This is a genomic window from Candidatus Marinimicrobia bacterium CG08_land_8_20_14_0_20_45_22 (genome assembly GCA_002774355.1).
GTDB lineage: Bacteria > Fidelibacterota > UBA2242 > UBA2242 > UBA2242 > 0-14-0-20-45-22.
On record PEYN01000078.1, the window covers coordinates 1 to 1,448 of the forward strand.

Below are 1,448 nucleotides of genomic sequence, written 5' to 3' on the forward strand. Positions count from 1 at the left end.
ATACACGGGCGTTTACATAAAAAGCGCCATAAAAGACATTTACGGAATAGAACAGTTCGGCGAGACGTATTCGCAACCCTTTACGGTTGACAACACAAAACCCGCCGTGAGCGCCGCCTCTTATGAACACGGAAACGAAAATTTTACTTTTGGCTCCTCCGCTGAATTCAGTGTGTTCTGCAATAAGGATATTGATGCGATTGACTATTCGGGAATCAAAATTTCCACGGCTGATTTATTTTCTATTTCAGGAGGGACGAATATTGCGACGGTAAGCATAACTCAAACGGAATTTGACGCGGGTATTTCTTCTTCCGTGCTTTATTTCAATCTCTCCTCTTCCACCTGGCGGCTTCTTGCGCAATGGAGCAGGGACTCATCGCAACTCTTCCTTTGTATTTCCACCGGCGCCCTGAAAGACGTCGTCGGCAACGCAATCGGGGAAAGTTCCCTGGAGATAAACTGGAAGAAAGATACGAAATATCCTTTGATAAGCGGCCCATTGTATAAGCAGAATGAAGATGATGTCGGGAAACCCTCGGGCGTCAGAATACAGTTTGATGAGGAAATAGGCGGATGGGCTTCCGACATAAAGGATAAATTGTATTTCTACACGTCAAAAACTGGCGTTGAAACGCCGATAAATTTTGAGGATGGTCTTACAATAAGTTCTGAAAGCGCTTCCATTTTCTGGTTCTATCCCGCCGAAGAAAAACACATTCAGATAATAAATTTGGGTGTTACAAAGTTGTATCTGGCCTGCGGCGAAATAGGTTACGATTTATCGGGGAATTATGTCCGGTCAATTCCTCAGGCGGACGGGGTGTTCACGCCTCTGACAAAGGAAACGAGCGCTCCGTGGATATACGATTACAGCCCCTCGCCTCTTGCGCGCGTCAGTCCCTATAACCCCGATATATGGGTCAAATTTTCCGAATTAATGTATTCGCCGACGATAAATAACCAGTCGGTTTATCTTACGGCGGTGAAGAACAATAAAGGGGAAACGATTTATGAAAGCGTTCCCGCTTATATTTTATATTTTTCCTCGTCGCAGGTCGTTAAGGTGATTCCTTTCGAGCGGTTGGATTACGGTTACAGATACCGCCTTTCGGTTTTGACAGACATCTCCGACCTTTCTCTGAATTATCTGCTTATGCCGTGGAATTTAGAATTTGAGACGCTTTACGACCTTTCAAGTTCTTTTTCTCTTTCCACAGGTCCCATAACAATTGCCATATCCGCGAACGCCGTGCAGGGTTCGGGGCGCATAGAAGTCCGTCTTGACGACAGTAATGACTCCATAAAGGCCGCATACGAGAGGGAAAAACTTTTTAACGACGACGCCCATCATAGAATCATCGGAGGCGCCGTCACTCTTGAAATATACGATTCTTCCGACACGCTGATGACGGGAAATTTTGCCAATGACGTCACAATCTCTTTTC

The 1,448-nt window shown here is 45.4% G+C and carries 1 protein-coding gene; it reads left to right on the forward strand.

The genetic code is table 11. The features are described from left to right. Window positions 1-1,448: hypothetical protein (locus tag COT43_04970; GenBank protein ID PIS29023.1), on the forward strand; the 1,448-nt coding region annotated here is incomplete at both ends.